Origin of the sequence: Streptomyces californicus, from assembly GCF_000717645.1 — a bacterium.
Taxonomy (GTDB): Bacteria; Actinomycetota; Actinomycetes; order Streptomycetales; family Streptomycetaceae; genus Streptomyces; species Streptomyces californicus.
Window position 1 is genome coordinate 127,920 of record NZ_JNZZ01000011.1, and the last position, 24,569, is coordinate 152,488.

Consider the following 24,569-nt stretch of genomic DNA (forward strand, 5'->3'; position numbering starts at 1 on the left):
CGCCGGGCCCCCTGTCGGATTCGAACCGACGACATCCGACTTACAAGATCGGAGCTCTGGCCAGCTGAGCTAAGGAGGCGAGGGCACACGTCGATGACGCGCGCCAGTACGCCACAACTCTACACAGCGGCGCTCCCCCGCGGGCAGGCATATCGGCAGCCGTAACCACCCCGCCCGCCTGTTCGTTGAACGCACTGCAGTGCCATCCGGATATCGGACGGGGGTGGGGCCGTGGTCGAGCCCACGGGGAAGGGCGAGGCCGTGCGCGTCATCGGCGCGGAGGCCGGGCGGGTCAAGCGGGAAGTGCTGGGCGTCCCCGACCGGGCCAAGCACCGGCGAAAGGCGGCCGTACCGGTGCGGCGGCGAGCGCCGGAGGCCGACACCCGTCAGCGCGTGTACCGGTACCGCTGCTACCCCACCCCCACCCAGACCGCGCAGTTGACCCAGACCTTCGGCGCCTGCCGCTGGGCCTACAACGAGGGCCTCGCCCTCCGGGACAGGGCCTGGCGCGAGCACCGCGTGTCGCTCGGGTTCGCGGAGTCCTGCCGCGCCCTCACGGGCTGGCGGAACGCCGAGGGGACGCGGTGGCTCCAGGAAGTGTCCTCGGTCGTCCTCCAACAGGCACTGCGCCATCTGGACGCCGCGTTCGGCCGGTTCTTCCAGGGCACGGCCAGGCACCCGCGTCGGCGGAAGAAGGGCCGCTCCCGCGACGCGGCGACCTACGTCCGTACGGGATTCCGCTGGACGGAGGACCCGGAGCGGCCGGGGACCGGACTGATCGCGCTGGCGAAGCAGGCCGGGCCGCTGCGCGTCCGGTGGTCCCGGCCGCTTCCGGAGGGGGCGCGGCCCGTGAAGCTGACCGTGAGCCGCGACCGGGCGGGGCGTTTCTTCGTCTCGGTGCTGGTGGAGGAGCGGATCGAGCCGCTGCCGCCGGTGTTCCTGCCCACGGGCGGCGCACCGAAGGCGGTCGGACTGGACCTCGGCCTGGCGGCACTGGTCACCCTCGACGACGGGGAGAAGGTGGAGCACCCCCGGCTGCTCAAGAAGTACGGGGCGAAGCTCGCGGCCCGCCAGCGGAGCCTGCACCGCAAGAAGAAGGGGTCGAACAACAGGAACAAGGCGCGGCAGGAGATCGCGCGGCTGTACGCCCTGATCGGCGATGCCCGCAGGGACGCGCTGGACCGGCTCACCACCCGCCTCGTGCGCGAGAACCAAGTGCTCGTGGTGGAGGACCTGTCCGTCGCCTCTCTCGTACGGTCACCGCGGGGAGAGGGGCGGCGACGCAAGGCCGGTCTGAACCGCGCGATCCTGGACGCCTCGTGGGGCGAGCTGCTCCGGCAGTTGCGGTACAAGTGCGCGTGGTACGGGCGGACGCTGGTCGTCGTGGACCGGTTCTTCCCGTCGACCCGGCGGTGCTCCGCCTGTGGGGCGTACGGCCCGAAAACAGACCTGGCCGTACGCGGCTGGTCCTGCGGCGCGTGCGGTGCGGCGCACGACCGGGACGTGAACGCCGCACGGAATCTGCGCGACGAGGGGCTGCGGCTGTACGGGCTGGTGGCGTCGGCGCTGCCAGCCGGGCGGGCGGTGCCGTCGATGATCAGGGCGTCCGAGACACCCGACTGTGTGCGGGTGCGGGTACGAGAGGACGTGCGTGCCGGACCGACGGGCCGTCGGCCGTGATGCCTGTGGAGTCCGTGTGAGACCGGCAAGGCGCCGCCCCCAGGGCGGTGTCCGGCCGGCGGTGGGCGCCGAAGCAGGAATCCCCCGCGTGAGCAGGGGTGGATCAAAAGTGCGCTGCTCTGCCCCCGGCGTCCGTCCGGCGGGCTTTTCGTGACCCAAGAGGTACTGACAGAACAGGTGAACGCCAGGTAGCGTCGCGGCAGGTTCGCGCAAGTGGACCAGACCACTCCCTACTCGGATCGTCCGGCACGTTCCTGCCGGTTGAGGAGAAGATCCATCATGGCCAGCGTCACGTTCGACAAGGCGTCCCGCGTCTACCCCGGCTCCACGAAGCCGGCGGTGGACCAGCTCGAGATCGACATCGCGGACGGCGAGTTCCTCGTCCTCGTCGGTCCCTCCGGTTGCGGCAAGTCGACCTCCCTGCGCATGCTCGCGGGTCTCGAGGACGTCAACGGCGGTGCGATCCGCATCGGCGACCGCGACGTCACGCACCTGCCGCCGAAGGACCGGGACATCGCCATGGTGTTCCAGAACTACGCGCTCTACCCGCACATGAGCGTCGCGGACAACATGGGCTTCGCGCTCAAGATCGCCGGTGTGAACAAGACCGAGATCCGGGCGAAGGTCGAAGAGGCCGCCAAGATGCTCGACCTCACCGAGTACCTGGACCGCAAGCCCAAGGCGCTCTCCGGTGGTCAGCGCCAGCGTGTGGCGATGGGCCGCGCGATCGTGCGTGAGCCGCAGGTGTTCCTCATGGACGAGCCGCTGTCGAACCTCGACGCCAAGCTCCGCGTCTCCACCCGTACGCAGATCGCCTCGCTGCAGCGCCGCCTCGGCATCACCACCGTGTACGTCACCCACGACCAGGTCGAGGCTCTCACCATGGGCGACCGGGTCGCGGTGCTGAAGGACGGGCTGCTCCAGCAGGTCGACTCGCCGCGCAACATGTACGACCGCCCCGCCAACCTCTTCGTCGCCGGCTTCATCGGCTCCCCCGCGATGAACCTCGTCGAGGTCCCGATCACCGACGGCGGCGTGAAGTTCGGCAACAGCGTCGTCCCGGTCTCCCGCGAGGCGCTCACCGCCGCCGCGGACCGCGGTGACACCACCGTCACGGTCGGCATCCGCCCCGAGCACTTCGACATCGTCGAGCACGGCGGCGCCGCCGCGAAGACGCTGACCAAGGACTCCTCGGACGCGCCGGCCGGTCTCGCCGTCTCCGTCAACGTCGTCGAGGAGCTCGGCGCCGACGGCTTCGTCTACGGCTCCACGCAGGTCGGCGGCGAGCACAAGGACCTGGTCGTCCGCGTCGGCGGCCGCGCCGTCCCGGAGAAGGGCACCGAGCTGCACGTCGTCCCGCGCCCGGACGAGCTGCACGTCTTCGCCACCTCCACCGGCGAGCGCCTCACCAACTGACGCACTCCGGCAGACGCGCTCCGGCAGACGCACGCCGGTCGGCACACGTCGACCGGCACGCATCGACCGGCACGCGTCGGCCGACGCCACCGCCGTACGCACGGCCCCGCCTCCCCGGGCGACACCCCCGGGGGCGCGGGGCCGTTCGCATGGTCCCGGGAGATTTGGGTTTCGGTGGCGGACCGGGTCAAATACCCCGGCACACTGCGCATTTCACCCCGGCTCGTCAACCTCGTATTCGAAAGGACGCGTCGAACCATCCCCCACGAGAGTGACGAATTGTCGCCGATCCATCACTGGCCGCTACGCTCGCTGCGTGACCCACACCGCGCGCCGCATCGGCCGATCCCTCGCTCTCGTCCTGCCCGTCGTCATGGTTCTGTCCGGGACCCTCGCGGTCACCACCGTTCCGTGGGCCGCGACGGACAACGACTCCACCCTGCTGGCCGCCTCCTCGGAGACCGTGTCCAAGCCCGCGAAGCCGCACGCCCCGCAGGACGTCCTGCGCGAGAAGCTGCTCGTGGAGCTCCAGGAGAAGGACCCGGGCACCGCGCTCACGGGCCTCCAGCGCGCCGTGGAGCAGCGCCCCTCGCTCGCCCGCCACTGCATGTCGATCGCGAAGGCGCTCGGCAAGGCGGCCGTCGAGCAGTACGGCCCGACCCGGGCGCAGCGCTTCTCCCGTCCGGTCTGCGACACCTCGTTCGCCTCGGGCGTCGCGCAGTTCAGCTGAGTCCGCGGGGGCGGCGGTACGGAGCGCCGCCCTCCGCCGCATATCGTGCCTGGCATGCATACGTTTCCGACGCAGGCCGTGATCCTTGCCGGTGGCCAGGGGTCGCGGCTGCGGCCGTACACCGACGACCGCCCCAAGCCGATGGTCGAGATCCCCGGCACCGGGACGCCGATCATCGGCCATCAGCTGTCCTGGCTGGCCGCCGAGGGCGTCACCGACGCCGTGGTCTCCTGCGGCCATCTCGCCGAGGTGCTCCAGGAGTGGCTGGAGTCGGCGGTCCTGCCGCTCCGGGTCACCACCGTCGTGGAGACCGAACCGCTGGGGCGCGGTGGCGGGTTGAAGTACGCGGCGAGCCGGCTGCCCGAGCCGGAGCAGCCCTGGTACGCCACCAACGGTGACATCTGGACCCGCTTCTCGCTGCGGGAGATGGCCGCCTTCCACGCGGAGCGCGACGCCACCGCCACCCTCGCCCTCGCCCGGCCCCGGATTCCGTGGGGCGCCGTGGAGACGGACGCGTTCGGGCACATCACGGACTTCATCGAGTCGCCGCCCTCGCCGTATCTGATCAACGCCGGGGTGTACGTGTTCTCGCCCGCGTTCACGGAGCTGCTGCCGGACCGGGGCGACCACGAGCGGACGACGTTCCCCCGGCTGGCCCGTGAGCGCCTGCTGGCCGGTTATCCGCTGCCGCACGGGGCGTACTGGCGGGCCATCGACACCGCGAAGGACCTCACCGAGGCGGCCCGCGAACTGGGCTCCCACACCGGCTGACCCGCGCCTCCGCGCCCCGCCCGCGCACACCCCGCGCCCTCCTCGGCGCACCTGAAGCCCGCCCCTCCACGCCCGGCCCGGTACACCTGAGACCCGGGCCTCCGCGCCCGCCCGCGCGCGCCCCGCGCCCTGGTACGCCGGTACGCCGGAAGACAGCGCAGCGGCCCGCGCCCAGGCCCGTACGCCGACAGCCCGCACCCCGCCACACAAGGGGGCGGCCCCCGCCCGGTTCGTCCGGTGGGGGCCGCCCCTGCTGGTTCCTCGCCGTCGTGCGGGTCAGCCGAGGAGGCCGCCGATGGGGTTGCGGCCGCCGCCTCCCGAGGTCGAGCCCTCGCCGCCGGATGAGGTCGTGCCGCCGGTGGGCTCCGGTTCGCCGCCTCCCGTGGAGCCGCCGGAGGAACCGTCGCCGCCGGTGGAGCCCGAGGTGGGGCCGGCGCTGGTGGCGGGCGGGGGCTCCTGCGGGGCGGGCTGCTGCTGCGGGGGCGCCTGGTTGGTGCCCTGGGTCTGGCTGGGCTGGGTGCTGTCCGAGCCGGTGCTCTGACCACCGCCGGTCTCGGGCGCCGTGCCGGGCCCGGTCTGGCCGGCGGTGGGGGTGCTCGCCGCGCCGGAGCTGGTGGGCTGCGGCTTCTCCCGCTGTTCCGGTGCGCGGGTCGCCTCGCGCTCGCCGGTGGACTCCTCGGGCAGCGGCATGCCGGGGAGGCGGTTGGTGGGGTTGTCGTTGCGGCCGGGGACGGTGACGACCTCGGTGGAGCGGACCGCGCCGCCGAGGATGGAGCCGACGAGCAGCGTGAGGCCGACGACGACCGTCGCGATGACGGTGCCGCGCCGCAGGACGCGGCGGCGCAGGTCCCAGATCTCCGAGCGGGGGCCGAGCGTGCGCCAGGCTTCGCCGGAGAGCCGGCCGTCGAGGGAGTAGACCGGGGCGCCCGCGATGATCAGCGGGCTCCAGGCGGCCAGCAGGATGATGTCGGGGGCGTCGTACACCGGGACCGACCGCCAGCTGGCGGCGAGCAGCAGCGCGGCGGAGAGCAGGGCGCCGAACGCGGCGGCGACCCGCTGCCAGAGGCCGAGGACGGTGAGCACGCCGACGATGACCTGGAGGAAGGCGACGGTCAGTCCGGCGCCGACCGGGTGGGAGAGCGCGAAGTCGCGCAGCGGCTCGGCCACCGCCCACGGGTGCAGGGAGGTCAGCCACTTGACCATCGAGCCGCGTTCGCCGCCGTCGAAGAAGACGGGGTCGGACAGCTTGCCCATGCCGCTGTAGATGGAGATGAAACCGAGCAGGACCCGCATGGGGAGCAGGACGACGCCCAGGTTCATCCGGTGGCCGGGGTAGTAGGCGTGCCGGACGGGGTCGGCCGTGCCGCGCCGGGGGTCGGCCGTCTCGGCGGAGTCCGGGGCGCCGGCGTCCTCGTAGTGGCCGGGGCCCGCGGGGCCGTCGGCCGGGTCGTCGTACGCGCCGACGGCCTGCCGCATGGGCGGCAGCAGCGGGCCGGTGCGCTTGGTGGGGTGGGGTGCGGTCAGTACGGGGGTGGGCTGCGTCTCCTCCAGGAGCGGGATGAGCTGGGTCGCGCCCCCTCCGTGGCCGCCTGCGGACACCCCGCCGAGGCCGGCGTCGAGGTGTCCGGCGGTGGAGTTGCGTACGGCCTGGAGGAGGCCCGTCGCACCGGGGTCGCCGGGAGCGGACTTCCCGCTCCAGACGACGGGCGCCCGCCTGCGGCCGCCGCCGGCGCCGCTCATGGCGGGGATGCGGGCCGTCTGCGCGGGGGCACCGCGCAGCCGCGCGCGCTGACCGGGGGCGAGCTGCACCCGGAAGCTGGCGTGGTTGACGATGACCTGCGCGGGGTCGCTGTCCACCTTGGTCATGCTCAGGGCGGGTTGCTCGTCGAACCGAGGCGTTCTGGTGTCCACACTCATCTAACCGAGTGATGTGTGTTTAGGACACTGCCTTGACCGCACGGGATCTGTCCGAGACCCGTCAAGATCCGGCCAAACTCGGGCATCCCGGATGGTTGTTCGGCCCTCGCTCGCCGCCTCTGGTGAACGGGGCCCCGACGCCCGTCCGGGGCCGCCCCGCGGTGTCGCGGAACGGCCCCGGAGAGGCGGGTGGCGGGTGGCGTCAGGCGCGGCGGCGCGCCACCTCGTACAGCACGATGCCCGCGGCGACACCGGCGTTGAGGGACTCGGCGCCGCCCGGCATCGAGATCCGCACGCGGTAGTCGCAGGTCTCGCCGACGAGTCGGCCGAGCCCCTTGCCCTCGCTGCCGATGACGATGACGACCGGGCCGTTCAGCTCCTCCAGGTCCTCCACCGTGTGCTCGCCGTCGGCGGCCAGGCCGACGACCGTGAGGCCCGCCTTCTGGTAGCCCTCCAGCGCGCGGGTGAGGTTGGTGACCCGGGAGACCGGCGTACGGGCCGCCGTGCCGGCCGAGGACTTCCACGCGCCGGCGGTCATGCCGGCCGCCCGGCGCTCGGGGACGACGACGCCGTGGCCGCCGAACGCGGAGACCGAGCGGACGATGGCGCCGAGGTTGCGCGGGTCGGTCACCCCGTCGAGGGCGACGATCAGGGGGTCCTCGTGGTTGTCGTCGGCGGCGGCGAGCAGGTCGTCCGGGTGCGCGTACTCGTACGGCGGGACCTGGAGGACGAGGCCCTGGTGGTTCAGGCCGTTGGTCATCCGGTCCAGCTCGGGGCGCGGGGCCTCCATCAGGTTGATGGTGCCGCGGTCGCCCGCCAGCTTGAGCACGTCGCGGACGCGCTCGTCGTTGTCGATGTACTGCTGGACGTACAGGGTCACGGCGGGCACGCCGTCGCGCAGGGCCTCGTAGACCGGGTTGCGGCCGACGACCATCTCGGAGGTGCCCTTCACCCCGCCGCGCCGGGGCGCGGGGCGGCGGGCGGCGGCCTGCTTGGCCTGGGCGTTGGCGACGCGGTTCTTCTTGTGTCCCTTGCGGGCGGACGCGGGCGGGGTCGGGCCCTTGCCCTCCAGGCCACGGCGTCGCTGGCCACCGCTGCCGACCTGCATGCCCTTCTTGTTGGACGTGCGGCGGTTCCTGCGCTGGCTGTTCCCGGCCATGATCTACCTGTTTCGTTGCTTTCAGACGTGCGTACGTATGGGGAAAGTGTGCCGCCCGGACCGCCGGGCGGCACATTCGCGCTGCTCCGCCGGTGCTCGGCGGGTTCGGGCGCGGTGTGCTCAGCGCGGTCCGAGCGTCCAGCGGGGGCCGCTGGGGCTGTCCTCGATGACGAGGCCGGACTGGTTGAGCTGGTCGCGGATGGCGTCGGCGGCGGCCCAGTCCTTGCGGGCGCGGGCCGACTGGCGCTGGTCGAGGACGAGGCGCACGAGGGTGTCGACGACGCCGTGCAGGTCCTCGCCCCGGTCGGTCTCGCCCGCCCAGTGCGGGTCGAGCGGGTCCAGGCCGAGGACGCCGAGCATGGCCCGGACCTCGGCGAGGCGGGCGGCGGCGGCTTCCTTGTCGTCGGCGGCCAGCGCGCTGTTGCCCTGGCGGACGGTGGTGTGGATGATCGCCAGCGCCTGCGGGACGCCCAGGTCCTCGTCCATCGCCTCGGCGAAGGCGGGCGGCACCTCGGCGGCGGGGGGAACGGTCTCCCCCACCTTCTCGGTGACGCGCTGGACGAAGCCCTCGATGCGGGCGAACGCGGACTCGGCCTCGCGCAGGGCCTCCTCGCTGTACTCGATCATCGACCGGTAGTGCGGGGTGCCGAGGTAGTAGCGCAGGACGATCGGGCGCCAGTGCTTGACCATCTCGCTGACGAGGACGGAGTTGCCGAGCGACTTCGACATCTTCTCGCCGGACATGGTGACCCAGCCGTTGTGCACCCAGTAGTGGGCGAACTCGTCGCCGTACGCCTTGGCCTGGGCGATCTCGTTCTCGTGGTGCGGGAAGATCAGGTCGATGCCGCCGCCGTGGATGTCGAACGCGGAGCCCAGGTACTTGTGGGCCATCGCGGAGCACTCCAGGTGCCAGCCGGGCCGGCCGCGGCCCCACGGGGTCTCCCAGCTGGGCTCGCCCGGCTTGGCCGCCTTCCACATGGCGAAGTCGCGCGGGTCGCGCTTGCCGGTCTCGCCCTCGGCGGAGGGCTGGCGCAGATCGTCCAGCTCCTGGTTGGAGAGCTCCAGGTAGCCGGGGAGCGAGCGCACGTCGAAGTAGACGTTGCCGTCGGACTCGTAGGCGTGGCCGCGCTCGATCAGGCCGCGCATCATCTCGATCATCTCGGGGATGTGGCCGGTGGCGCGGGGCTCGTAGGTGGGCGGCAGGCAGCCGAGCACGTCGTAGCCGTCGTTGAACGCGCGCTCGTTCTCGTAGCCGATCGACCACCACGGACGTCCCTGCTCGGCGGACTTCGCGATGATCTTGTCGTCGATGTCGGTGACGTTCCGGATGAACGTGACGTCGTAGCCGCGGTACGCGAACCAGCGGCGCATGATGTCGAAGTTCAGGCCCGAGCGGATGTGGCCGATGTGCGGAGCCGCCTGGACCGTGGCGCCGCAGAGGTAGATCGAGACACAGCCCGCGGTGAGCGGGACGAAGTCACGGATCTGCCGGGCGTTGGTGTCGTGCAGGCGAATAGTCACCCCTCAAGGGTAGTAGGCCCGCACCAGTGCCCCGCGACCCTTGGGGATCGCGGGGACAACTTTCTGGTACCGGGATGGTCCGGAAGGGCTTTGAGAGCGTTCTCCGGGGCCTCCTCGGCGCTGTTCGCGGTGGTTCCGGGCGCGGTTCGCGGTGGTTCCGCGCGCTGCTCCCGGTGTTCTCGGTGCTTGTCGCGGTGCCTTTCGCGGCGGGCGGGCCGTCGGGCGGGCGTCAGATGCTGCCGACCACCTTGCGCGGCGAGATCCGTACGACGACGCGGGCGTCGTCCTGGGCGGAGTTCGGGTTGAACTCGGCGTACGGCTTGCCGGTGTACTTCACTGAGAGCTCATCGATCAGCTCCTGGCCGCCCTCGGTGCTCAGCGTGGCCTCGCCGCGGATCTCGGCGTAGCTGTACGGGGCGTCGAAGGGCTGGAGGAGCACGGTGACGCGCGGGTCGCGGCGGAGGTTCTTCTCCTTGCGGCGGCCGACGGTGGTGGAGATCAGCACGTCGTCGCCGTCGCGCTTGACCCAGACCGGGGAGACCTGGGGGCTGCCGTCGGGCTGGATGGTGGCGATGTTGACGAAGACGGGGGTGTCGAGCAGGTTCTTGAGCTCGGTGGAGAGTGCGGCGGTCATGCGGGCGTCCTCCTGTGCGCTGCGGATCGGTCGGTACGGGGGCCGGTTCCTTACCGGTCCGGCCCTGTCGTCCAGTGCTGCTCCTACCCGGCAACCGCGCGCGCTCCCGGTTCCTTCCCGCCGCGTCCCGCCGGAAGGGTGAACGCCAGGACCGCCCCGGTCAGCGGGACCGCCGCGAGCACCGCCCACCGCACGGGCGCGGACACGTCGAGCAGGGCGCCGGTCGCGGCGCTGCCCGCGAGGACGGCGATGCCGGACACGGAGGAGAGCGCGCCGGTAGCGAGCCCGAGCTGCCGGTCCTCGACCAGGTCGGGCACCAGGCCCCGGGCGGCGGGGACCAGCAGCATCTGGCCCAGGGTCAGCAGGACGACGAACGTGGCGGCGGGCAGCAGGCCGCGCGGCCCGGCGGGGGTGAGCGGTACGGCGGCGAACCCGGCGGCGACCACGGCGAGGCCGGTGATCAGCGCGGTGCGCGGGGCGATCCGGCGGGCGGAGAAGCGGGTCAGCGGCAACTGGACGGCGACCACGAGCAGCGAGGACAGCGCGAAGAGCCAGCCGAGGGCGGCCTCGGATCCGGTGGCCCGCTGCACCTCGACGGGGAGGGAGAGGTAGAGCTGGTTGTACGCGACGAGGTAGCCGCTGTACGCGAGGCAGAGCAGCAGGAACGCCCGGTTGGCGAAGACCGCCCGCAGGGCCGGCCGCCCCGGCTGGGCCGTAGGAGTGGTGGCGGCCGTCTCCGCTTCCGCTTCCGGTACGTCCCGTACGCGCTCCCGGTGCGGCATCAGGCGGGCGTGGCCGGCCAGGACGGCGACGAAGACGAGGGCCCCGGCGAGGCAGGCGGCGCGGAAGCCGCCGCCGAGCAGCAGGAGCAGGGAGCCGAGCAGCGGTCCGAGGAACGCCCCGGCCTGCCCGGCGGCGGAGAACAGGGCGAGGACGTGGGCGCGCGGGGAGCCGGCGGCACGTTCGTGCCGGACGGCCTCGCGGGCGGCCTCGGACTCGACGGCCGGGGAGAACAGGGCGGCGGCGAAGCCGATGAGGAGGACGGCGGCGATGACGGTGGCCGTGGAGCCGGCGAAGGCGAGCCAGCCGAACCCGGCGATCCGCAGGGCGCAGCCCGCGAGGACGACGGGGCGCGGCCCGTACCGGTCGGTGAGCGCGCCGCCGACCACGAAGAGGCCCTGCTGGCTGAAGGTGCGCAGGCCGAGGACGAGCCCGACGAGCCAGCCCGCCATGCCGAGGCCGCTGCCGAGGTGGGTGGCCAGGTAGGGCAGGACGGCGTAGAAGCCGATGTTGAAGGCGAACTGGGTGGCGGTGAGGAGCCGCAGGTAGGGGGTGGGGGCGCTCGCGAGCCGGGGTCGCCGGCGGTCGGCGGGGGCAGCGGCCGGGGCGTGCGCGGGCGCGTTCGGCGTACGGGCCGTGGTTGCGGCATGCGCCTCCGACCGCGCGTTCGCCGTACATGCCGTGTATGCCGTACGTGCCGTGTGTGCCTCCGGCCGCGCGTTCGCCGTACGCCCCTTCGACCGCGCGTCCGCCGTACGGGCCTCCGGCCGCGCGCTCGCCGTACGCCCCTCCGGCCGCGTGGTCATCGTGCGCCCTTCAGGCCCGCCGGGGTGCGCCCGCGTACGGCCGCCGAGGTGAGGACGGCCAGGGCGCCGAGGACGGCGAGGGCGGCGGCGGGGGCGAGGACGGCCCACGGGGCGCGTTCGGCGTACGGCATGTTCTCCGACAGCATCCGGCCCCATTCCGGTGCGGGCGCCCGGGTGCCGAGGCCGAGGAAGCCGAGGGAGGCGAGGGCGAGCGCGACGGCCGGGATGCGGAGGAGGGCGTGCCGGGTGACGGGCGGGAGGACGCCGGGCAGCACATGGCGGCGGAGCAGGTGCGCGCGGTCCGCGCCGAGGGCGACGGCGGCGGCGAGGTGCGGGGCCGCCTTCTCCTGGGCGTACAGGGCGGCGGTGTGCGCGGCGAGCGGGGCCCAGGCCACGGCGGCGACGGCGGCGGCCGCGCCCCAGGGCCCGGGGCCGGCGATGCCCGCGACGACGAGTCCGGCGAGGACGGCGGGGAGCGCGTTCGCGGTCTCGGTGAGCGCCCCGGCGCGCAGCGCACCGAGGAGGAGCCCGAGCACCAGGGTGACGGACGCGACGGCGACGGCGGCCAGGGCGGTGCGGGCGGTCCCGTGGCCGAGGCGGGCGAGGACGTCGCGGCCGAGGTTGTCGGTGCCGAAGGGGTGCGCGGCGGACGGGCCGGCGAGACGGGCGGCGGTGTCCACGTGGAGGGGGTCGCGCAGCAGGCCCGCGACGGTGACCGCGACCAGCAGCACGCCGAGGACGAGCGCGGCGGCGGTGAGGGCTCGGCGGCCGGGCAGCCGGGGCGCGACGAGGGCGGGCAGGGCGCGTTCGGTGAGGGCGGGGCCGAGCAGGACGCGGACGGCGAGACGGGCGAGCAGCCCGGCGACGACCCCGAGGAGCAGCAGGACGAGCACGGTGGCCTGGAGGACGGGCAGGTCCTGGGCGAGGGCGGCGGCCAGCGCGGTGCCGCCGAGGCCGGGGACGGCGTACAGGGTCTCCACCGCGACCGCGCCGCCGGTCAGTCCGACGACGACCAGGCCGAGCTGGGGCAGCAGGGCGGGCAGCGTCCGGCGCAGGGCGTGCCGGGCGACGGTCCGCCCCGGCATGCCGCTCGCGGCGGCGGCCCGCGCCCAGGGTTCGGCGAACGCGCCGGGCAGCGCGTCGTCGAGCAGCCGGCCGAGCAGCGCCCCGGCGGGTACGCCCATGGCCAGCGCGGGCAGGACGAGCTGGTCGGGAGCGCCCCAGCCGAGCGCCGGGAACCACCCGAGGTGGACGGCGAACACGGTGGCGAGGACGGCGGCGAGCAGGAACTCCGGCAGGGCGGCGAGCACCGCCGCGCCCACGCCGGCGCGCACGCGCACGATCCGGCGCGCGGCTCCGCGCCGGAGGGTGGCCGCGCTCAGGGCGAGGGCGAGCAGGACGGCGACGGCGAGCGAGACGCCCATGAGGGTGAGGGAGTTGCCGAGGGCGGCCGTCACGTCCGGTCCGACGGGCTGCCCGGAGACCCAGGACTCCCCCAGGTCGCCGCGGAGCAGCCCGCCGAGCCAGCCGCCCAGGACGTGGAGCGGGCCGCCGTCGAGTCCGGTCTCCGCGCGGATCGCGGCGAGCGTCTCGGGCGTGGGGGCCCGGTCGGCGTACCGGGCGTGCAGGATCGTGCGGGCGGGGTCGGTTCGGGTCAGCCAGGGCAGCAGCCCGATCACCGCGACGACGGCGAGCAGCGTGCCGAGCCGTCCGGCGAGGTACTTCACCCGGTCACCCGACGCGGGTGTCGGCGGTGATGAGGGTGCGTTCCATCGGGTCGAGGGCGACGCCCCGGACGCGGGCCTCGTCGTAGCCCTGCACGAAGCGCTCGTGGACGAGGGGGACGAGGGCGTCGGAGCCGAGGATCGCGGCCTCGGCGGTCATCTCGGCCCGGTGGCGGGCGTCGGTGCCGGCGAGGGAGGCGGCCTTGTCGACGGCGGTGTCGACGGGCTTCGCGCAGAGCTGCGAGATGTTGAAGCTGCCGTCGCAGGTGAAGTCGGAGGCCAGGTAGGAGACCGGGTCGGCGGTGTCGAGGAGGGTGTTGCGGGCCTGGATGAAGGCGTCGTACTTCCCGGCGAGGGCGTCGGCCTCCATCTGCGCGTAGTCGCGGACGACCTGCTCGACGGTGAAGCCGCGCTTCTCCAGCTGCTGCTGGACGACGGTGGCGACCTCGGGCAGCTCGGGCCGGTTGGTGTAGGTGGCCAGCACGATCCGCCCGGCCTCGCGCACCTCGGCGGGGGCGGCGGCCTTCGCGCGGCCGGTGGGGGCGGTGCGCAGGTCGGCGGCCCACGGGACGCCGGGGCCGAGAAGCCCCTGGGCGGTGTCGGCGCGGCCCTCGTAGACGCCGTCCACCAGGGCCTTGGAGTCGATGGCCTCGCGGGCGGCGGCGCGCAGGGCCGGGTCGGCGAAGGCGCCGCGCTCGGTGTTGAGGGAGAGCCCGTTGGTGCGGGCGGAGGGGAACTCGTGGACCAGGCCGTCCCCGAGGAGCGACGCCTGGGAGATCGGGACGTATTCGGCGACGTCCACGTCCTTGGTCCGCAGCGCGTTGGCGCGGGCGGTGCCGTCGGCGACGAACTTCACGTCGACGCCGGGGGCCTCGGCCTTGTCGCCCCAGTAGGCGTCGTTGCGCTCCAGGGTGGCGCTGACCGCGCCGTTGACCTTGGCGAGGGTGAAGGGGCCGGTGGCGTGTCCGGCGGGGTTCACCGTGCCGCCGTCCCGGTACGCGGCGGCGGACAGGATGCTCAGCGAGGGGTTGGCGAGCCGCTGGGGCAGCAGCGGGTCGGGGTCCTTCGTCGTGATCCGTACGGTGTCCGCGCCCTCGGCCGTGACGGTGAGGGTGGTGTCGGAGAGGACCCGGGGCTTCGGGGACGCCTTCTGGGCGGCGGTCAGCGAGCGGGCCGCGGCGGCGGCGTCGAGCTTCGTGCCGTCCTGGAAGGCGGTGCCCTCGCGGACCGTGAAGACCCAGGCGCGGTCGCCGTCGCGCTTCCAGGAGGTGGCGAGGGCGGGCTTGGCCTCGCCGTTCCGGTCGAGCCGGGTGAGCCCCTCGACGACGGCGAGCCGGCTGAGGGTCACGGCGTCGTCGCCGTACGGGGACATGGCCTGGGCGGGCGGGAAGGCCAGGGCCACTTTCAGCCGGCGGTCGCCGCCCGTGCCGCCGTCACCGGAGCCGGAGCCTCCGGACGAGGTGCAGGCGGTGGCGGCGGAGACGAGGAGCGTGGCGGCGGCCAGAGGCAGCGCGGCGCGGCGGAGACGGCGGTGCTGGGACATGGGAGCGACCTTATATGAAAACGATTGTCATCTAACCGGCGAGGGTGTCGAGGCCGCCGATGTCCGGCATCGGCAGCTCGAAGTGGATGATCCCCTGTCCGCCGCCGGGCAGCGTCCGCTCGTCGCACACCTCGCGGGCCAGCGAACGCCAGAAGGGCTCGGCGCCCGGCACGGCGGGGTCGGTGTGGAGGTACAGCGCCTCATAGCCCCCGGCCCGTACGGCGAACTCCCCGAGCGCGCGCACCATCCGCCGGGCCAGCCCGTGGCGGCGGTGGTCGGGGCGCACGTAGATCCGGCAGAGCTGCGCGGTGGTCCCGGAGGGGAAGCGGTCGGCGACCCACCGCGGATTGGGCGGCGTCTGCGGGCCCCGGTCGCGGACCGCCCCGGTGGCGACGATCTCGCCGCGGTGCTCGACGACGAGCAGGGTGCAGCGCTCCGGGCGGAGGTAGGCGGCCTCGGGGTCGATGATGTCGGCGTGCCAGCGGGGTACGTAGCCCGACTTCAGGTCGTTGTAGACGGTGTCGAGCATCACGGCCCGCGCCCCGCCCAGGTCGTCGGCGGTGGCGGTGCGCAGGACGTAGCCGGACTCCCGGCCCTGCTCGTCCGCGCGGAGAACGGCCGCGGCGCCGCCGGTGTCCGGACCGGTGCCGGCCGCGACGCTCCCCGTGCCCGGCCCGGTGCCGGTCCGGTCGGCCGTCGTTTCCGCCGTCGCCGTGGTCGCGCTGGTCACCGGTACCGCTCCTGCCTCATGCCGCACATCGCTTGCGCCTCCAGCGTACGTGCAAGCGATGTGCAACAGAGGGCGGCGGGGGTACGGCGGCGGCCCGGCGAACCGGGCAGCCGACGGACCGGCTCAGCCGGTCCGGTAGACCAGGGCGGTCGCGATCCCGGCGATGCCCTCGCCGCGGCCGGTGAAGCCGAGGCCGTCGGAGGTGGCGGCGGAGAGGGAGACCGGGGCGCCCACGGCGGCGGAGAGCACCTTCTGCGCCTCCTCGCGCCGCTTGCCGATCTTCGGGCGGAGGCCGACGACCTGCACGGCGACGTTCCCGATCTCGAAGCCCCCGGCGCGCACGATCCGGGCCGCCTCGGTGAGCAGGGTGATGCCCGCGGCCCCGGACCACTCGGGGCGGCCGGTACCGAAGTGCTGCCCGAGGTCGCCGAGGCCGGCGGCGGAGAAGAGCGCGTTGCAGGCGGCGTGCGCGACGACGTCGGCGTCCGAGTGGCCGGCCAGGCCGGGACCCTCGCCCTCCCACTTGAGGCCCGCGCACCACAGCTCGCGGCCCTCCTCGAAGGCGTGGATGTCGGTGCCGATGCCGACGAGCGGGATGACGGGCGCGGCGGGGCCTCCCGCACCGGGGGGCACCGTGCCGGGGGGCACCGCGCCGGGGGTCTCAGAAACCATCGTTGGCCCTCCTACGGGCGAGTACCGCCTCGGCCAGCACCAGATCGAGCGGCCGGGTCACCTTGAACGCCTCCTCGTGGCCGGGGACGACGACCACCGGGAAGCCGAGCCGCTCCACCATGCCCGCGTCGTCCGTGGCGCCCTCGCCGTCGACCGCGACCTCGGCGTGCGCCCGCTCCAGCGTGGCCCGCTCGAAGCCCTGGGGCGTCTGCACCGCGCGCAGCCTGGCCCGTACGGGGGTGGCGACCACCCGCTCCGACTCCCCGGGCGTCCCGGCGGGCTCGACCTCCTTGACGGTGTCCGCGAGGGGCAGCGCGGGAACGACGGCGGGCGCCCCGTCCCGTACGGCTCCGGCCACGGCGTCGACCGTGTCGACCGGCACCAGCGGCCGGGCCGCGTCGTGGACCAGGACGACCGCGACGTCCTCGGGCAGCGTCTCGACGCCCAGGCGCACGGATTCCTGGCGGGTCTCACCGCCCGGCACCACCAGGTAGTCGGTGCGTTCGGGCAGGGCGTGCGCGTCGAGGAGGTGCTTCACCTCGGCCGCGCCGTCCGGCGGGGCGACGACCACGACGAGGGAGACGGCCCGGGAGGCCGCCATGGCGCGCACGGCGTGGATCAGGATGGGCGTTCCGCCCAGGGCGCGCAGGGCCTTGGGCGTGCCGGGCCCCAGGCGTACGCCCCGTCCGGCGGCGGGGATCACCGCGGCGGTACGGGGCGGGCGCGGCCGGTCGGCCGGGGGTGGCGTCGATGACATCGGGTGCACTCCGAGGGGTCCGAGAGGTCGGGTGAAGGTCCGGGGGTCCGGCAGGTTTGTTCCCACGACCGACGTGGGTAGGGGCCCAGCGAGCCGGGCGTGACGCCCGCCTCGCACCGGGCCCCTTCCGTGACACCCGGTCGAGGTCGGGTCGTACGCAAGGCTCGCAGAGCACCGGGGGCCGCCCCGCATCGGCGGCCTCCGTTCACGCGGATCACTCCGCGGGCACGGGGGGGCACCGGCAGTCGGGCTCCGGACGGCATTCCGGGCGATCCGCATCCGTATGTCCCGGGTATCGGTCACCGTCGTGCCCGGATCCGGAACGGAACGCGTCCGGCGTGCCGCAGAGTCGGCCGCGCGGCCGTCCATCTGGCCGCCCGCGCGGTCGTGGCGGGCGTCGCCGGGGAGTGGTGCGCGGTCCGGTTCCGCGGTGGCACGTCCACGGGCTGCGGCGTCCCGGCACCCCGCGAGGTGCCGGGGTGCGAACATGCCGCAGCGCCCGACAACACAGTGTGGAAACTGGTCAGCGGGCACCGCGGCACATTCATATGACCGGTGTGATCCGGTGTCAGGACGCGAGGACCTCATCCAGCAGGGCCTCGGCCTTGTCCTCGTTCGTGTTCTCCGCGAGGGCGAGCTCGCTCACCAGGATCTGGCGGGCCTTGGCGAGCATGCGCTTCTCTCCGGCGGAGAGACCGCGCTCGCGCTCCCGGCGCCACAGGTCACGCACGACTTCCGCGACCTTGATGACATCGCCGGAGGCGAGCTTCTCGAGATTTGCCTTGTAACGACGCGACCAGTTCGTCGGCTCTTCGGCGTACGGCGCGCGCAGCACCTCGAAGACCCGGTCCAGCCCGTCCTGCCCGACCACGTCGCGCACGCCCACGAACTCCGCATTGTCCGCCGGCACACGAACCGTCAAGTCGCCCTGGGCGACCTTGAGCACCAAGTAGGTCTTGTCCACGCCTTTGATCTGGCGAGTTTCGATAGCCTCGATCAGCGCGGCCCCGTGATGGGGATAGACCACGGTGTCGCCAACCTTGAACGTCATGTGACAGGTACCCCTTCCGTGGCTATCCAGAGTAACACGAGAATCGACTCTCCTGAATGGCGTTTTCGCAGGTCAGGGCATATCTCGGGGCTTGACAACAGCAACACGGACGTGCTGCGGAAGGCTTCCGGAGGGCGGTATTCGCAGGTCGGAGCCGTTGCGCGACCGAGGCGAAACGTCCCCGTCACACAGCCGCGAAGCCCTACAGAAGAGGGTGAAAGTCCCGTTTTGTCGGGTTCAAGTCGCTGATCTTTCCCTACTCCGTTCGACGATCGCTCACCCGTACGGGCGAAACTGTCCGGCCGCAATGAAATTGATCAAGCCACATGTCGTCCGGCCCTTTCCGCGCGAAGCCGAGAATGGCGAAGAAGCCACGGTCCGGCCGGAACAGCCCGGGCGGAAGACGCGGAAGCCCGAGCCGGAAGGCGCGGGAAGGCGCGCGGGAAGACGTCGGGGAAGGCATGAGAAGGCGCCGGTGGAGACACGGGCGAACGCGACTGGGGACACGGGTGAAGACGCGCCGAAGGCGGGGGCGAAGACGCCGGCGGAAGAATTGATCACGCGAAATAGATGAACGGCGCATGGCCTACTCACCGGTAGAAACTCCTCGGACCGCCGCACGGCCGCCCGACGTCCTTCCCGTACGGCCGCCCAACGCCCCCGCACGGCCACCCGACGCCCCTCCCGTACGCCCCGGAGGAAGCCCGCCGGGAGTGGCCCGAGAGCCGGGCGGGAGCGGTCGGCGGGGGTGGCCGCCGCGCCTTCCGGGGAGTCACCGAACTCCGGTCAGGGGGCGGCCCCGGGGGCCTGCCGGGGAAGAGGCCGGGCACGTAGGGGCGGGTCGGGTGCAGGGCGGGCGGGGCGGCTCGGTAGCCTAAGGCCGCTGACACACCCTTAGGGCGGCTTTACACCGCTGTCCGAGGCCCGACGCCCGAAGCCCGCAGTCCGATCGTTCAAGGAGTTGCCGCCGCCGTGAGCCGCAGCCTTCGACACGGCGCTCTCGCCGCCACCGCCACCGCGTTCGCGATCGTCTCCCTGTCCGCCTGCGCCGCGGGCAACAACGCCGAGACGCTCAAGATCAGGCCGGACAACGCGGCCACCTCGGTGGGCAGCATCAAGGTCCAGAACGTCAACGTCATCACGCAGCCCGAGGGCGGCGAGGACGGCCCGGCCGTGGTCGCCGCGACCCTCTTCAACGAGGGCACCGAGCGCGAGGTCCTGGAGGCCATCACGCTGCCCGGCAGCAGCGTCCAGGTGACGCTGCAGGCCGCCGAGGGCAAGGGCCCGATCGTGGTCCCGGCCGGCGGTCAGGTCATCATCGGCGGCAAGGGCAACGCCGCCGCCGTGATCGAGAACAGCGGCGAGGCCGCCCGCAACGGCGACGTCCAGCAGGTCGTCTTCAAGCTCAGCCGCACCGGCGACATCGGCCTCGGCGCCAGCGTCTTCCCGGCCGAGGGCTTCTTCAAGGACTTCGGTCCCAGCCCGAAGGCGGAGGCCCCCGCCGCGAAGCCCAGCCCGAAGCCGTCGGGCTCCGCCTCCGGCGACGCCGCCGACGAGGCCGGGACCGCGGGCACGGGCGCCGAGGGCGCGCAGGGCGAGACCGGTGCGCAGGGCGACGCGGCCACGCAGGGCGCGGGCGATGTGCCCGCGGCCGACTGACGCGACGACTCGGGGGCCGTTCCGCGCGGACGGCCCCATTACGCCGAAGGGGCGCTTCCCAGCCGGGAAGCGCCCCTTCGGCGTGTGGTGCGCGGTGTGCCCGGCGGATCGGGAACGGACCCGGCCGAGCTCCGCCGTATGCGGTTTACGGCTCGAACTTGTAGCCCAGGCCGCGCACGGTGACGAGGTAGCGCGGGGCGCCCGGGTCGGGCTCGATCTTCGCGCGCAGGCGCTTCACGTGAACGTCGAGGGTCTTGGTGTCGCCGACGTAGTCCGCTCCCCAGACCCGGTCGATGAGCTGCATCCGGGTCAGCACCCGGCCCGCGTTGCGCAGCAGCATCTCCAGGAGGTCGAACTCCTTGAGCGGGAGGTCGACCTTGCCGCCGGAGACGGTGACCACGTGCCGGTCGACGTCCATCCGGACCGGGCCCGCCTCCAGGGCGGCCGGGGTGACCTCCTCCGGCTCGCCGCGGCGGCGCAGGACGGCCCGGATGCGGGCGACGAGCTCGCGGGAGGAGAAGGGCTTGGTGACGTAGTCGTCGGCTCCTATCTCCAGCCCGACGACCTTGTCGATCTCGCTGTCCTTGGCGGTGACCATGATCACCGGGACGTTGGAGCGGCTGCGGAGCTGGCGGCACACCTCGGTGCCGGGCAGGCCGGGCAGCATCAGGTCGAGGAGGACCAGGTCGGCGCCGTTGCGCTCGAACTCGTCGAGCCCGTCGGGGCCGGTCGCCGCGATGGCGACCTCGAACCCTTCCTTGCGCAGCATGTAGGACAGGGCGTCGCTGAAGGATTCCTCATCCTCGACGACAAGCACTCGGGTCACGGAAGAGCCTCCGGGGCGGGGATCGGGTCAAAGGTGTCGGTCTCGAACGGCCCGTCGTCGTCGCCGTTGACGATAAGCGGTCCGCCGGTGGTGCGCTCCCTCGTGGCGCCCTTTTCGGGGAGCCGGAGGGTGAAGGTGGAGCCCTGGCCCTCGGAGCTCCAGACGGTGACCTCCCCGCCGTGCGAGGCGGCCACGTGTTTGACGATGGCGAGGCCGAGACCGGTGCCACCGGTGGCCCGGGAGCGGGCCGGGTCGACGCGGTAGAAACGTTCGAAGACCCGTTCGCGGTCCTTCTCGGAGATGCCGATGCCCTGGTCGGTGACGGCGATCTCGATCAGGTCCCCGCCGGGCGAGGCGAGGCGGCGTGCGGCGATGCCGACGCGGGTGTGGGCGGGGCTGTAGTTGACGGCGTTCTCGACGAGGTTGCCGAGCGCGCCGACGAGCTGGCCGCGGTTGCCCCAGACCGTGAGGCCCTCGGCGCCCGCGGAGGCCATGGTGATCTGCTTGGAGCCGGCCTGCTGGCGGCAGCGGTCGATCGCCTCCGCGACCAGCGTCTCCACCTTGACCGGCTCGGCGTCCTCCAGCGGGTCGTCGTTCTGCACCCGCGAGAGGTCGATGAGCTCCTGTACGAGGTTGGTCAGCCGGGTCGCCTCGATCTGCATCCGTCCGGCGAACCGCTCCACCGCCTCCGGGTCGTCCGAGGCGTCCATGACCGCCTCGGAGAGCAGGGAGAGCGCCCCGGTCGGGGTCTTCAGCTCATGGCTCACGTTGGCGACGAAGTCGCGCCGTACCGCTTCTATCCGGCGGGCCTCGGTGAGGTCCTCCACCAGCAGCAGCACCAGCCGCGAGCCCAGCGGGGCCACCCGGGCCGACACGGCGAGGGTGTCCCCCCGGCCCGTGCCGCGCCGGGGCAGATCCAGCTCGACCTGCCGTATCTCGCCGTCCCGCCGGGTGTCCCTGGCCATGTTGAGCATGGGCTCGACGGACAGCCGGCCGCCCCGCACCAGGCCCAGGGCGTACGCCGCCGAGCTGGCCTTCACCACGCCGTCGCTCTCGTCGAGGACGACGGCGGAGGAGCTGAGGACGGAGAGGACGGTGTCCACTCCGGGGGGAAGGGCCGCGTTGCCGTCCGGCCGCAGCGAGGTGCGCGTGGGCCGTTTGAGGTCGCGCTCGCTCCAGCGGAACGCCAGCATGGCGATCACACCGGTGCACAGCCCGGCGATCGCTGCTGCTGCGGCGACCGCCGCGTTCACGTCCATGCTTCAAGGTTATGCGGGTGCGACACGTCCCTCCCAGCCGTCCGAGTGCCATCTCGAACACTCGTCGCCCAGAGTTCACCGAGGGGTAGGAGCCGGTTCACTTAGGAGGCCGGATCCGGACGCGTTGCGCCCCCACCGTGGCACCGTGGGGGTCAGTCCGAGACCCCGGCCTCAGTTGGAACTGGAGAGGGACTTCCATGCGCGACGCTTACCACGAGGAACTCGATTCGATCGGAGAGGGCCTGGTCGAGATGGCCCGGCTGGTCGGCTCGGCGATCGGGCGGGCGACCACGTCCATGCTCGACGCCGACCTGGCGCTGGCGGAGAACGTGATCGCCGGCGACCAGAAGGTCGACGACCTCCAGCACGACCTGGAGGCCCGCGCCATCGCCCTCCTGGCCCGCCAGCAGCCGGTGGCGACCGACCTGCGCATCGTGGTGACCTCGCTGCGGATGAGCGCCGACCTGGAGCGCTCGGGCGACCTCGCCCAGCACGTGGCGAAGCTGGCGCGGCTGCGCTTCCCGCAGTCGGCGGTCCCGGCCGACCTGCACGCCACCATCCTGGAGATGGGCCAGCTCGCGCAGCGCCTGATGGCGAAGGCGGCCGAGGTGATCATCACCAAGGACGTCGACCTGGCCCTCCAGCTGGAGCAGGACGACGACGAGATGGACCTGCTGCACCGCACGCTCTTCCGGCACCTGATGGACGACCGGTGGAAGCACGGCATCGAGACGGCCGTCGACGTGACGCTGCTGGGCCGCTACTACGAGCGCTTCGCGGACCACGCGGTGTCGGTGGCCAAGCGCGTCGTCTACCTGGTGACGGGCGAGCACGCGGACGAGCTCCAGGCGACGACGCCGGTCGAGGAGGCGTAACGACGGCGGGACGGTTCCGGGGGCGGTCGGCCGGGCCGCGTACCCCCGGCGCATCACCGGCGTACGCGCGTCGTACATACGTTCCTGCGCGCGTGCGCCGTTGATGCGCCCGCCGGGATGGGCATGCAATGGGGCGGGGGCGGTGCTCCATGCCGACGGCCGCCCCAGCCGTACGCCCCCGAGGAGGAACCATGACCGATTCCCCCATGACCGACCCCGAGCAGGAGACGCCGACCGACGTGGCGCACCGAGGCGTGCTCGGCGCCTGCGGCTGCGGCTCGGGCTGCGGGTGCGGCTGCCAGTCCGGCGCCCCGTGCCAGTGCGGCGGCTGCTGCGGCTGACCCGTATGCGTACGTCCGTACGCGTAGATCCGTACGCGTAGATCCGTACAGGTGTGAACGCGCGGCGCCCGCCCGGACTCTGCTCCGGGCGGGCGCCGCGCGTGCGTACGGGCTACGGGTCCCGGTTCAGCGGGCCCTGGTCCGGTCAGCGGGCCCGGATGATCCGGACCTGGGTCAGTGGGTGCGCTCCGCCGCCGCCCCGCGCGCCGCCTCCACCACCGCCGCGGGCACGGCCTCCGGCTCGGCCTGGTCGGGCCGGGCCTCGGCCGGTACGGGCGCGGGCTCCGGCAGCACGTCCACCGCGGTCTGCTCCTCGCGCGGCAGGTTGCGCATCAGCAGCCAGTAGCCGAGTCCGGCGACGGTGCCGATCACGGCGCAGGCGCCCCAGAGCCAGGCGGCGCCGTAGTGGTCGATCACGAAGCCGGACATCAGCGGGGCGACGAGCGCGGCCACCGACCAGGACATCGTGTACATGCCCTGGTAGCGGCCCCGGCCCTTGGCGGGCGACAGCTGGACGACGATCCCGGTCTGGGTCGGCGCGTTGACGATCTCGGCGAGGGTCCAGACGCAGACGGTGAGGGCGTACACGGCGACCGACCCGGCGAAGGCGGTCAGCCCGAAGCCGTAACCGGCGAGCAGCGAGGAGACGATCAGCAGCCGGCGCGGGTCGCGGTCCTGGATGAAGCGGGTGACGGGGATCTGGAGGACCACGATCAGTACGCCGTTGACGGCGATGGCGGTACCGAAGTCGGAGCTGGAGAGCCCGTCGGCGCCCATGGCCACCGGCAGCGCCACGTACCCCTGCATGAAGATCAGCGACACCAGGAACGAGAGCCCGACGACGCCCATGAACCGACCGTCGCGCAGGACGGTCGTCAGCCGCACCTCGTCCTCGGGCCGCTTCCCGCCGACGGACTTCACGACCGCTTCCTCGGGCCGCGACTCCGGCACCTTCACGAAGACGAGGACGGCGCAGACGAGCGTCATCGCGGCCTCGCCGAGGAAACCGGCGAGGTAGCTGTACTCGGCGATGAACCCGGCCCCGGCGGAGGAGATCGCGAAACCGAGGTTGATGGCCCAGTAGTTGAGCGAGAAGGCGCGGACCCGGTCCTTGGCGGGCACGATGTCGGCCATCATCGCCTGGACGGCGGGGCGGGAGGCGTTGCTCGCCATCCCGACGAAGAACGCGACGGCGGCGATGGCGAACGGGTGCTGCATGAACCCGAGCACCGCCACCGACACGGCGGTCGACGTCTGCGCGATCAGCATCGTGGGCCGCCGCCCGAGCCGGTCGGTCATGACTCCCGCGCCGAGCGAGGAGATGACCCCGCCGAGCCCGTGGAGGGCGGCGACGAGCCCGGCGTACGAGGCGGAGTAGCCGCGGTCCAGGGTCAGATAGAGGGCCATGAACGTCGCGACGAACGCCCCGAGCCTGTTGATCAGGGTGCTGGTCCACAGCCACCAGAACTCACGGGGCATCCCGGAGACGGTCTCGCGGGCGGCTGCTCTCAGACCGGCGACGGACATACGGATTCCCCCCACGGGACGGACGACGGAACGGGCGGCGAAGCGTGACTGCGCGACAGCGGGCCTCGCAGGTCTCTGCGGCCCTGCGGAGGCGGAGCGTCGGGCCCCGGGACCCTGCTGCGGTACGGGGCTCGGGGTAACGGCCCCGACTACGTACGAGACATTACGAAGCCCGGCTCCTCGGCCGCCAC

21 protein-coding genes and 1 tRNA gene are annotated in these 24,569 nt (G+C 73.2%); 7 read left to right on the plus strand and 15 right to left on the minus strand.

Annotation, left to right across the window (positions count from 1 at the left end; translation table 11 throughout):
* Positions 1-5: 5 nt before the first annotated feature.
* A tRNA-Thr gene (locus IF19_RS0116335) sits at positions 6-79 on the minus strand.
* Positions 80-231: 152 nt separating this feature from the next.
* Between IF19_RS0116335 and IF19_RS0116340 the strand changes: the two genes are divergently transcribed.
* The 4 genes from IF19_RS0116340 (at position 232) to IF19_RS0116355 (ending at position 4,597) form a co-directional block, all read left to right on the plus strand.
* Positions 232-1,680: an RNA-guided endonuclease InsQ/TnpB family protein gene (locus IF19_RS0116340; RefSeq protein WP_050493813.1), complete on the plus strand. Its 1,449-nt coding sequence runs from the start codon at positions 232-234 to the stop codon at positions 1,678-1,680.
* Between the two features lie 279 nt (positions 1,681-1,959).
* On the plus strand, positions 1,960-3,096 hold the full coding sequence (locus IF19_RS0116345) for an ABC transporter ATP-binding protein (RefSeq protein ID WP_030118970.1): 1,137 nt from the start codon (positions 1,960-1,962) through the stop codon (positions 3,094-3,096).
* A 316-nt stretch (positions 3,097-3,412) separates the two neighbouring features.
* Positions 3,413-3,826 carry a hypothetical protein gene (locus IF19_RS0116350; RefSeq protein ID WP_030118971.1) on the plus strand — a complete coding sequence of 138 codons (414 nt, stop codon included), beginning with the start codon at positions 3,413-3,415 and terminating at the stop codon, positions 3,824-3,826.
* A gap of 54 nt (positions 3,827-3,880) precedes the next feature.
* Positions 3,881-4,597: a nucleotidyltransferase family protein gene (locus IF19_RS0116355; RefSeq protein WP_030194268.1), complete on the plus strand. Its 717-nt coding sequence runs from the start codon at positions 3,881-3,883 to the stop codon at positions 4,595-4,597.
* Positions 4,598-4,873: 276 nt separating this feature from the next.
* Here IF19_RS0116355 and IF19_RS0116360 read toward each other — a convergent pair whose 3' ends face one another.
* The 11 genes from IF19_RS0116360 to IF19_RS0116410 form a co-directional block, all read right to left on the minus strand.
* Entirely contained in the window at positions 4,874-6,514 is a 1,641-nt protein-coding gene (locus IF19_RS0116360; RefSeq protein ID WP_234310558.1) for a DoxX family protein, read from the minus strand.
* 202 nt (positions 6,515-6,716) lie between these two features.
* Entirely contained in the window at positions 6,717-7,673 is a 957-nt protein-coding gene (gene rlmB / locus IF19_RS0116365) for a 23S rRNA (guanosine(2251)-2'-O)-methyltransferase RlmB (RefSeq protein ID WP_030118976.1), read from the minus strand.
* Between the two features lie 120 nt (positions 7,674-7,793).
* Positions 7,794-9,194, minus strand: a complete 1,401-nt coding sequence (gene cysS, locus IF19_RS0116370) for a cysteine--tRNA ligase (RefSeq protein WP_030118977.1) — start codon at positions 9,192-9,194, stop codon at positions 7,794-7,796.
* 229 nt (positions 9,195-9,423) lie between these two features.
* Positions 9,424-9,828 carry a PPOX class F420-dependent oxidoreductase gene (locus IF19_RS0116375; protein WP_030118978.1) on the minus strand — a complete coding sequence of 135 codons (405 nt, stop codon included), beginning with the start codon at positions 9,826-9,828 and terminating at the stop codon, positions 9,424-9,426.
* An 83-nt stretch (positions 9,829-9,911) separates the two neighbouring features.
* Positions 9,912-11,414, minus strand: a complete 1,503-nt coding sequence (locus IF19_RS0116380) for an MDR family MFS transporter (protein WP_234313198.1) — start codon at positions 11,412-11,414, stop codon at positions 9,912-9,914.
* Positions 11,411-13,141 (minus strand): ABC transporter permease subunit, encoded by a 1,731-nt coding sequence (locus tag IF19_RS0116385; protein WP_030118980.1) that lies wholly within the window; start codon positions 13,139-13,141, stop codon positions 11,411-11,413. Before IF19_RS0116385 ends, IF19_RS0116380 begins: the two co-directional genes overlap by 4 nt.
* A 4-nt stretch (positions 13,142-13,145) precedes the next feature.
* Positions 13,146-14,681 (minus strand): ABC transporter substrate-binding protein, encoded by a 1,536-nt coding sequence (locus IF19_RS0116390; protein WP_030118981.1) that lies wholly within the window; start codon positions 14,679-14,681, stop codon positions 13,146-13,148.
* Positions 14,682-14,712: 31 nt separating this feature from the next.
* Entirely contained in the window at positions 14,713-15,255 is a 543-nt protein-coding gene (locus tag IF19_RS0116395) for a GNAT family N-acetyltransferase (protein ID WP_050493819.1), read from the minus strand.
* A 279-nt stretch (positions 15,256-15,534) separates the two neighbouring features.
* Positions 15,535-16,083, minus strand: a complete 549-nt coding sequence (gene ispF / locus IF19_RS0116400) for a 2-C-methyl-D-erythritol 2,4-cyclodiphosphate synthase (protein ID WP_030120680.1) — start codon at positions 16,081-16,083, stop codon at positions 15,535-15,537.
* Complete coding sequence (gene ispD, locus IF19_RS0116405; RefSeq protein WP_030277806.1) at positions 16,073-16,840, minus strand: 2-C-methyl-D-erythritol 4-phosphate cytidylyltransferase; 768 nt, start codon at positions 16,838-16,840, stop codon at positions 16,073-16,075. The genes ispF and ispD overlap by 11 nt, the downstream gene beginning before the upstream one ends.
* Before the next feature lie 568 nt (positions 16,841-17,408).
* Complete coding sequence (locus IF19_RS0116410; RefSeq protein WP_003953493.1) at positions 17,409-17,891, minus strand: CarD family transcriptional regulator; 483 nt, start codon at positions 17,889-17,891, stop codon at positions 17,409-17,411.
* Positions 17,892-18,863: 972 nt separating this feature from the next.
* Here IF19_RS0116410 and IF19_RS0116415 point away from each other — a divergent pair.
* On the plus strand, positions 18,864-19,550 hold the full coding sequence (locus tag IF19_RS0116415) for a hypothetical protein (RefSeq protein WP_030118985.1): 687 nt from the start codon (positions 18,864-18,866) through the stop codon (positions 19,548-19,550).
* A gap of 145 nt (positions 19,551-19,695) precedes the next feature.
* Here IF19_RS0116415 and phoP read toward each other — a convergent pair whose 3' ends face one another.
* The gene (gene phoP, locus IF19_RS0116420; RefSeq protein WP_007446453.1) at positions 19,696-20,367 is read right to left on the minus strand and encodes a two-component system response regulator PhoP; all 672 of its coding nucleotides are present in this window, start codon (positions 20,365-20,367) and stop codon (positions 19,696-19,698) included.
* Between the two features lie 5 nt (positions 20,368-20,372).
* Complete coding sequence (gene phoR / locus IF19_RS0116425; protein ID WP_030118986.1) at positions 20,373-21,635, minus strand: two-component system sensor histidine kinase PhoR; 1,263 nt, start codon at positions 21,633-21,635, stop codon at positions 20,373-20,375.
* A gap of 197 nt (positions 21,636-21,832) precedes the next feature.
* Between phoR and phoU the strand changes: the two genes are divergently transcribed.
* Together phoU and IF19_RS1000000137680 are read left to right on the plus strand one after the other, a co-directional pair.
* Positions 21,833-22,510 carry a phosphate signaling complex protein PhoU gene (gene phoU, locus IF19_RS0116430; RefSeq protein WP_030118987.1) on the plus strand — a complete coding sequence of 226 codons (678 nt, stop codon included), beginning with the start codon at positions 21,833-21,835 and terminating at the stop codon, positions 22,508-22,510.
* A 191-nt stretch (positions 22,511-22,701) separates the two neighbouring features.
* Complete coding sequence (locus tag IF19_RS1000000137680) at positions 22,702-22,851, plus strand: hypothetical protein (RefSeq protein ID WP_167345062.1); 150 nt, start codon at positions 22,702-22,704, stop codon at positions 22,849-22,851.
* Positions 22,852-23,025: 174 nt separating this feature from the next.
* On the opposite strand, the gene IF19_RS0116440 is transcribed toward IF19_RS1000000137680, so the two are convergent.
* Complete coding sequence (locus IF19_RS0116440) at positions 23,026-24,378, minus strand: MDR family MFS transporter (RefSeq protein WP_030118988.1); 1,353 nt, start codon at positions 24,376-24,378, stop codon at positions 23,026-23,028.
* Positions 24,379-24,569 lie beyond the last annotated feature (191 nt).